Source organism: Mesorhizobium sp. M7D.F.Ca.US.004.01.2.1 (assembly GCF_003997785.1).
In the GTDB taxonomy this organism is placed as follows: domain Bacteria; phylum Pseudomonadota; class Alphaproteobacteria; order Rhizobiales; family Rhizobiaceae; genus Mesorhizobium; species Mesorhizobium loti.
The window spans coordinates 1-7,591 of the sequence record NZ_RZRQ01000286.1; the positions used below are offsets into that span (position 1 = coordinate 1).

5 protein-coding genes and 1 pseudogene are annotated in these 7,591 nt (G+C 62.2%); 3 read left to right on the plus strand and 3 right to left on the minus strand.

From position 1 onward, the window contains the following. From EN993_RS27610 to EN993_RS27620, 3 genes and pseudogenes are all read left to right on the plus strand, one after another. Positions 1-281: pseudogene (locus EN993_RS27610) on the plus strand (damage-inducible protein); the annotation flags it as partial. Next, the gene (locus EN993_RS27615; RefSeq protein WP_127265342.1) at positions 193-1,716 is read left to right on the plus strand and encodes a DNA polymerase Y family protein; all 1,524 of its coding nucleotides are present in this window, start codon (positions 193-195) and stop codon (positions 1,714-1,716) included. The pseudogene EN993_RS27610 and the gene EN993_RS27615, both read left to right, overlap by 89 nt. After that, positions 1,713-4,979: an error-prone DNA polymerase gene (locus tag EN993_RS27620; protein WP_127265343.1), complete on the plus strand. Its 3,267-nt coding sequence runs from the start codon at positions 1,713-1,715 to the stop codon at positions 4,977-4,979. The genes EN993_RS27615 and EN993_RS27620 overlap by 4 nt, the downstream gene beginning before the upstream one ends. A gap of 467 nt (positions 4,980-5,446) precedes the next feature. Here the strand turns inward: EN993_RS27620 and EN993_RS27630 are convergent, their stop codons facing one another. The 3 genes from EN993_RS27630 to EN993_RS27640 all read right to left on the minus strand — a co-directional run. Continuing rightward, the gene (locus EN993_RS27630; RefSeq protein ID WP_127265345.1) at positions 5,447-6,301 is read right to left on the minus strand and encodes an alpha/beta hydrolase; all 855 of its coding nucleotides are present in this window, start codon (positions 6,299-6,301) and stop codon (positions 5,447-5,449) included. 161 nt (positions 6,302-6,462) lie between these two features. Further along, positions 6,463-7,167, minus strand: a complete 705-nt coding sequence (locus tag EN993_RS27635) for a hypothetical protein (RefSeq protein ID WP_127265346.1) — start codon at positions 7,165-7,167, stop codon at positions 6,463-6,465. Positions 7,168-7,170: 3 nt separating this feature from the next. Further along, the coding region (locus EN993_RS27640) for an SOS response-associated peptidase family protein (protein ID WP_127265347.1) at positions 7,171-7,591 on the minus strand (421 nt) is incomplete at its 5' end.

Sequence of the window (7,591 nt, forward strand, 5' to 3'; positions counted from 1 at the left end):
CCATCCGCCGATGGCGCCGCCAGACCGAAGCTGCCGATTTCGGGCAGCCGACGGCGTCCGTCACGCGCTGGCGCGTTTCTGTCTTGCCGTCGCGACCGCTGCCGGTGCCGGGCGTCGGCCGGGCACGATGGCAACTGGAACTGATCCGGTCTCGTGGAGGCGAAACGCTCGATATCGAAGTGGAGGCTTGTGATGCCAAGGGTCGTCTCGCTCTTCCTTCCAAGCTGGTCGACCGACCGGCTCAGAAGGAAATTGGGCGACGTCTCGCCGCCACCGGATAAGCCGATGGTGCTGGTTGGACGGCAGGGCAACCGTCGCCTGGTGGTTGCCGCGGATCGCGCGGCGCTGGAAGCAGGGCTGCGCGTCGGAATGCCTGCGACGAAGGCGCAGGCTCTGGTTCAGGGGCTGGTGGTTATGGACGCGGAACCCGATGCCGACGCGGAGGCATTGGAGCGGCTGGCCCTGTGGGCATTGCGGCGGTACGCGCCGATGGTCGCTGTGGATCCTCCGGACGGATTGGTCATGGACACCATGGGCGCCGATCACCTTCATGGCGGCGAACAAATGATGCTGACCGATATGGTCGAACGTCTCAGCCAGGTCGGCTTCTCGGCGCGGGCAGCGATAGCCGATAGCTGGGGCGCCGCACACGCTGTCGCGCGATACGTCAACCGGACCGTCAGCCTGGTCACCGTTAACGCAACCTGCGAAGCGATCCTCCCTCTGCCCATCGCGGCACTGCGATTGCCCGATGCGATCGTCGGCGGTCTGCGTGTTTTGGGTTTCGACAGGGTAGGCGAGCTTTTGAAGCAGCCGCGCGCGCCACTGACCCTGCGCTTCGGCCCGGAATTGTGTCGCCGTCTCGACCAGGCTGCTGGCCGCCTCTCAGAGCCGATAGAGCCAGTGCGGCCAGCCGAAATGGTCGAGGTCAAACGTGCCTTTGGCGAGCCAATCGGTGCGGCCGAGACAATCGCACGCTATGTCGGCAAGCTTGTTCAAGCGCTGAGTATCGAGCTCGAGACCAAAGGCCTCGGCGCCCGGCGGCTCGATCTGTTGCTCTACCGCGTCGACAACCGCATCGAAGCCATTCGCGTCGGCACGGCCTTGCCGGTCCGCGATGTGAAACGGCTGACACGACTGCTCTGCGACAAGATCGAGACGGTCGATCCCGGCTTCGGCATCGAGTTGATAAGTTTGTCCGCGCCCCTGGCTGAACCGCTGACACCCAGGCAGACCATTTCGTCACTCATCGAGCAACGAGATACTGACATCTCCGACCTGATCGACATACTCGGCAATCGCGTCGGCGAGGAGATGCTCTATCGGTTTACGCCGGTGGCAAGCGACGTGCCCGAGCGATCGTTTCGGCGGGTGGCCCCCGCGTCTGCGGAAACCGGCGACGCATGGCCAGACCATTGGCCGCGCCCCGCTCGTTTGTTTGCCGTGCCTGAGCTCATCGAGGCGATAGCGCTGCTGCCGGATCATCCGCCGGCGAGCTTTACCTTGAGAGGCATCCGTCGGCGAGTCAAGCGCGCCGACGGGCCCGAGCGGGTCTTTGGGGAGTGGTGGAAGCGTGACGCCGAGCTTGCCGCCGTGCGCGACTATTTCCAGGTCGAGGACGAAGCCGGCGAGCGCTTTTGGATCTATCGCGCCGGTGACGGCGAGGATGCCGGGACCGGTTCGCATCGCTGGTTCCTGCACGGCATCTTCGGATGAATGCGTCTTACGTCGAACTGCAATGCACCTCGCACTTTTCCTTCTTGCGCGGCGCCAGCTCCTGCGACGAATTGTTTGCGCAAGCAGCCATCATGGACATACCGGCACTTGCCATTTGCGATCGCAACAGCCTGGCGGGCATTGTGCGCGCGCATGAGGCGGCCAAGGCGACCGGTGTCAGGCTGATCGTCGGCTGCCGTCTCGATCTGGTGGACGAGATTTCGGTCCTGGTCTATCCGACCGAGCGCGCATCCTACTCCCGGCTATGTCGCATGCTGTCGTTGGGCAAGGGACGTGGCGGCAAGGCGAAGTGCGTGCTGCATTGGGACGACCTTGTTGCTTATGGCGAGGACCTCGTTGCGGTGTTCCTGCCCGACCAGGCCGACGATACATGCTCGCTCTGGCTGCGGCGGATCCAAGAGGCCTTTGACGGTCGCGCCTATATGGCGCTGGCGCTGCGCCGCCGTCCCAATGATGCGCTACGGCTGCACGATCTGTCCAACCTCGCCGGACAGGCCGGCGTGCCGACCGTCGTTACCAACGACGTGCTGTTCCACGAACCGTCACGGCGCATCCTGCAGGACGTCATCACCTGCATCCGGCACAATGTCACCATCGACGATGCCGGGTTTCGGCGCGAGCGGCATGCCGACCGCTATCTGAAACCTCCCGCTGAAATGGCACGGCTTTTTGGCGGCTATCCCGAAGCGATCGCCAGGACGGTCGAGATCGCCGATCGCTGCCGGTTCTCATTGGACGAGCTTGCCTATCAATATCCCGAAGAGCGGATGCTACCGGGGCTGACACCGCAGCAGGCCTTGGAGAAACTCACCTGGGAAGGCGCGACGGAGCGGTTTCCCGAGGGCGTGCCGGACAAGGTTGTCGGCACACTCAAGCATGAATTGCAGCTCATCGAGAAGCTGCAATACGCGCCGTATTTTCTGACGGTCAATGCGATCGTTCGCTTTGCCCGCAGTCAGGACATCCTCTGTCAGGGCAGGGGATCAGCCGCCAACAGCGCCGTCTGCTATGTGCTGGGCATCACCTCGATCGACCCCGACCGCAATGATCTCCTGTTCGAGCGCTTTGTCTCGGAAGAACGCCGCGAACCGCCCGACATCGATGTCGACTTCGAACACGAGCGGCGTGAAATCGTCATGCAATGGGTGTTCGACACCTATGGCCGTGAACATGCAGCACTTTGCTCGACCGTCATCCGCTATCGTTCCAAGGGCGCCATGCGCGATGTCGGCAAGGCCCTTGGCCTTCCCGAAGACCTCATCAAGATGCTGTCGTCACAGGTCTGGGGCTGGTCGGACGAAGGCGTCCAGCCAAAACATGCCGAGGAGCTGAATCTCAATCTCGAAGACCGCCGCCTGCGGCTGGCGTTGGACTTGGCCAGGCAGCTGATCGGCGCGCCGCGGCATTTGTCGCAGCATCCCGGTGGCTTCGTGCTGACCCGCGACAGGCTCGACGATCTGGTGCCGATCGAGCCGGCCGCAATGAAGGACCGCCAGGTCATCGAATGGGACAAGGATGATATCGATGCGTTGAAGTTCATGAAGGTCGACGTACTGGCGTTGGGCATGCTGTCCTGCATGAAGCGCGGCTTCGATCTCCTGTCACAACACAAGGGCATCAGTCTCGATCTCGCAACGATCCCTGCCGAGGATCCGCGCACCTACGCCATGATCCGCAAGGCCGATACGCTGGGCACCTTCCAGATCGAATCCCGCGCCCAGATGTCGATGCTGCCGCGCATCAAGCCGCGGACCTTCTATGATCTGGTCATCGAGGTGGCGATCGTACGGCCCGGCCCGATCCAGGGTGATATGGTGCATCCCTATCTGCGCCGGCGGGAAGGCAAGGAGGACGTCGTCTATCCCAAGCCCGAGCTCGAAAAGGTGCTCGGAAAAACGCTAGGCGTCCCGCTGTTCCAGGAGCAGGCTATGCGGGTCGCGATTGAATGCGCTGGCTTTACGCCTGGCGAAGCCGATCAGCTTCGCCGCGCCATGGCCACGTTCAAGCACACTGGCGGTGTTTCCAGCTTTGGCGCCAAGCTGATCGGCGGCATGGTCAAGAACGGCTATGAGCGCGAATTCGCCGAAAAGACCTTCAAACAGCTGGAGGGCTTCGGCAGCTACGGCTTTCCCGAGAGCCATGCAGCCAGCTTCGCGCTGATCGCCTACGCCTCGTCCTGGCTGAAATGCCATCATCCCGATGTCTTCTGCGCGGCTCTCCTCAATGCTCAGCCAATGGGCTTCTACGCACCGGCGCAGATCGTTCGCGATGCCCGCGACCATGGCGTCGAGGTGCGGGCGGTATGTGTGAATGCGTCGCGCTGGGACTGCACGCTCGAGCCCACCGAGAACGAGGGCCGGTTCGCCGTGCGTCTTGGGCTGCGCATGGTGCGTGGCCTTGCCAATGCCGATGCTGCGACCATCGTCACGGCACGTGCCGACCTGCCCTTTGCGTCGGTAGATGACCTCTGGCATCGCGCTGGTGTTCCCGCGGCATCTCTGGTCGAACTCGCCCAGGCCGACGCCTTTCAACCCTCATTGTCGCTGGCGAGGCGAGAGGCGCTGTGGGCGATCAAGGCGCTGCGCGACGAGCCGCTGCCACTGTTTGCGGCGGCCTCGGCTCGCGCGCGCCACACGGTGCCGGAAATCCACGAGTCAGCCGTGGCATTGCGCGCCATGACATCAGGCGGCGAGGTCGTCGAGGACTACGGGCATGTCGGGCTGACCTTGCGCGATCATCCTGTGTCCTTCCTGCGTGCCGACCTGCGGCGCAAGCGCATCGTCTCTTGCCGCGAGGCCATGCAGGCGCGCGATGGCCAGTGGCTGGAGGCAGCCGGGCTTGTGCTGGTTCGACAACGTCCCGGCTCAGCCAAGGGCGTGATGTTCATCACGCTTGAGGACGAGACCGGCATCGCCAACCTGGTCGTGTGGGTGAAGGTCTTCGAGAAGTATCGCAGGGTCGTGCTCGGCGCCGGCATGATTGGTGTTTACGGGCGCATCCAAAGAGAGGGCGACGTGGTTCATCTCGTCGCCCATCGGCTGAGTGATCTCTCAGCCGATCTTGCCAGCGTTGGCGACCGGGACACTGCCTTCCCGCTGCCGCATGGGCGGGGCGACGAATTCCATCATGGCAGCCCCACGCCCGATCCACGCGGCATGCCGAAGGGGCCGAGGCCGAGGAATATCATTGATCCCTATCTGCACATCGATCAGATCAAGGTGAAGACGCGGGATTTTAAATAGGGGGCAATGCTGGGCAGCCGGCACAGTCCGCCGGTAACATCAAAATTTATTTGCGGCGCCTCGGCGTGCTGATATTATTCGGCCTTCGTAGCTTTCGAGGAGGAAAGGCTATGTTGTATCCCGGTCAGTGCTTGGGGCCGTGCGAGATTGACGTGCTCGCGCGCGTGTGTCGAACGGTATGCCAGGAACGAGGTCTATCGCTTCAATCCATCGACGCCGAGCGCACCGCCGCGCACCTGCTCAAGTTGTTTATGAACGGCTTGACGGGCGAGGAGGAATTGCTGGATGCCGAGAGGAACCGCGCGGTGCGCATATCCTATTCTACCGCACCTCTCGTGTGCACTGCTGCAGGCCAATTGGCCGGCGCAGCAGCCTCTTAGGGTCTCCTCTTCAGCCGGCGGCCGACAGGAACGCACTGCCATGCCGCGGGATTGGAAATAGGAAGCTCAATCGGTGCTTCTGTCATTTCAGAGAAAGGCCTTGAACGCCGCTGCGAGAGCGGCTGGATTTTCTTCGGCGACATGGTGCCCACTCTTGATCCCGTAGCCGCCCACGTTGTCGGCCCAGTGCTTCCAGATTGCGACCGGATCGCCATAGATCTGCTCCAGGTCGTCGTCGAGTGACCAAAGGCATAGCATCGGACAGCGCACCTTCCGGCCGGCCTCTCGATCCTCACGGTCATGGCGATGGTCGATCCTGATACCTGCGCGGTAGTCTTCGACCATCCCATGGACTACCGCGGGATCGTGGATCAGCGAAACCAACTCGTCATAGGCTTCGCGTCCCATCTCATCTGGCTGCAAGGCGCTATACCATACCATCGGGTCTACCAGGATGGCCCGTTCCGGCTTCTCGGGCTGAGCGAAGAAGAACCAGTGGTACCAATTGCGGGCAAATTTCCAGTCGGCACGCTCCAGATGCTCGATAACTGGCAATCCATCCACGGTGATCAGTTTTCGCACCAGATCGGGATGGTCCATCGCCATTCTGAAAGCCACCAGACTGCCACGATCATGCCCGGCGACGAAGAAACTGTGGTGGCCCAACCTTTCCATCACCTCCACCAGCGCCGAGGCCTTTGCCCGCTTGGACGAGAACCTGCTCTCCGGATCGTCCCGCGGTATGTAGGAGCGCCCGAAGCCGGGGAGGTCGGGGCACACGATCCTGAAATCTGCTGAGAGCAAGTCCGCGACGTGGCCCCACGTCATGTGCGAGCGAGGATGGCCATGGATCAGAAGCAGAGGCGGCCCAGATCCGCCATGCCGAAGCCGTATCGGTCCGCCCTCCGTTTCCACCATTTCAAGCACGAAGTTTTCGAACATCTATCCGTCCTCAGAATTGGCGGCTGTCCCCGTGAAGAACGTTCTGAGGATGGAATGGTTCGGGACGTTCGGGACGGGCCAATCGCCGCTGCAGGCACGTCGGCTTCCGGTTGGCTTCACGAAGAGCCCCTTTTGGAGGCGCGAATGGCTACAAGACGGATCTAACGGAGAAGGCCCTCGTCGTCGAAAGCGTCCCAGCCCTTCAACTTGGGCCGGGGAGGGTCATCTCTGGGGTCATTCCCGGCACCGCGACCCTTGCCGCTACCTTTTCCCGCTCGCGTCAGTGCGGCCTTACCGGCGCCGCGCCGTCTGTTCTGGGTGACTTGCTGCACATCCTCTTCGCGCCAAAGGCTTGGCAGATCACGATCAAGGACGTCTTCGATGTGCTTGGGATCGAAAACGTGGAAGGTGACGGCCTTGGATCGACCGCGCATCTTCACGGTGCGGGTGCCAATGCTTTGCAGCCGTCCGTCTTTGAGCCACTTGTGACGCTCGCGCGAAGAAATTGTGAGGATGTCCTCGGCCTCGCGCGGCAGGACCGGCAGCACCTCGATGGTTTCCAGCGTCTTGGCGATCTTGTTTGAGGCGGCCTCGAACTCTTCGGCATCGTCTTCGCCCATCCGCAATGTCATGTGACCGGTTTCGGCTTTGGCGTACTTCCTCACAGCCCATGGCAGACGGGCACGTATTTCACGCTCGATTCCTTTCGTGCGCACCGACGACCCAAGTGTCGCTGCTGGCGGCAGTGGCCACTCGGCAACCAGGGGCAACGAAGCGCTCATGTCTTGGCGAGAGCTGCGATTTCGAGGGGTAACAATTGCCGCAGCGATGCCATTGAGGATCTCCCGGGTTCGCGCAAAACGCACCAGCTAGTCGCTTCCTTCTCTTACGGTTTCGACCGCCAACGACCCAGCCGGCAGGGCCTTCAACAGCTCTGCCTCGGGTTTAGTGAGATGGATCCACGCCGCCCAATCCTGCGGGCGGAGCACCACAATCTGCCGATTGTGGATGGGTGCCACGTCCGGGCCAGGTTCCGTCGTCAGCATCGCGAATGTGGGTGGCTTGTTGCCTTCGCCATCGCGCCACAGGCCGGCGATTGCCATGAACGGGGTGCCGTTGAGAGTGAAGCGATGCTTCGCCTTTGGTGACTTCTTTCCGGTGAATTCGAAGAAAGCCGATGCCGGAATAAGGCAGCGCTTGCTGTTGGCGAAACTCCGTCCGTCAGAGCGGAAGTTGAAGACCGGCCCGCCCTTTGGCCCGGAGGGCGGAAAGGCAAAGGTCATGCGGGTG